This window comes from Rothia sp. HMSC069C10, from assembly GCF_001812205.1.
In the GTDB taxonomy this organism is placed as follows: Bacteria; Actinomycetota; Actinomycetes; order Actinomycetales; family Micrococcaceae; genus Rothia; species Rothia mucilaginosa.
Genome location: NZ_KV808283.1, coordinates 1 through 848, shown reverse-complemented (window position 1 = coordinate 848; position 848 = coordinate 1). Strand labels below are relative to the sequence as shown.

Here is an 848-nt window from a genome sequence, read left to right as displayed (position 1 = left end):
TGAACTGCGCCCCGAAACTTGGACGCATTAAATACTAGCCGCTACACGGCTTCCCTCAGGGCCTGAACCCGGTACTCTACCGGAGTCAGGCCCTTAAGCTTTACTTGACGCCTTACCGTATTCCAGTGCGTGATATAGGCATCAAGGTCAACCTTGAAACTCTCAAAGCTCTGCCAGTCCTGGCCACGAAAAAACTCGTCCTTCAGGTGTCCGAAGACTTGCTCAGTGGCGCCATTGTCGATGCAGTTTCCCTTGCGTGACATGCTCTGGATAAAACCATTCTCAGCGAGCGTACTAATGTAGGTCTCGTGCTGATACTGCCACCCCATATCCGAGTGCAAAATCGGCTTAGCTCCCTCGGGTTTGGCCTCCATGAGTATCTGAAGCATCTCTTGCTGCTGGGCAAGATTAGGGCACATCGAGATAGAATGGGCAACAATCTCCTTGCTAGCAAAGTCGTAAACCGGAGCGAGATAGGCCTTACCGAAGGAAAGCTTAAACTCGGTGACGTCGGTACCCAACTTCTGCCAGGGGCCATCGGCATTGAAGTCGCGGCCGATGATGTTGGCGAAACTTTGCCCCACCTCCCCCTTGTAGGAGTTGTACCTGTGGTAGGGCCTCTCACGGCGTATACCGCAGCGCAACCCCATCTGACGCATCATCTTCAAGACCGTCTTATCGGCAATGCGCACCCCTTCCTCAGCGCGCAGGCACATGGCCACCTGCCTGTGACCGCACCCGTTGGGGGTTCGCGAAAAGATCTGCGCGACCTTGGGACGTAGCTGCACTCTGGTTGGCTGCTGGGGATGAGCCAGCGCGTAGTAGTAGCTCGACCTGGCAAGGCCAGC

Annotated in this window: 1 protein-coding gene; it reads right to left on the bottom strand. The window is 55.5% G+C overall.

Annotation, left to right across the window (positions count from 1 at the left end):
* Positions 1 to 41 precede the first annotated feature (41 nt).
* The coding region (locus HMPREF2842_RS00620) for an IS3 family transposase (RefSeq protein ID WP_141752162.1) at positions 42 to 848 on the bottom strand (807 nt) is incomplete at its 5' end.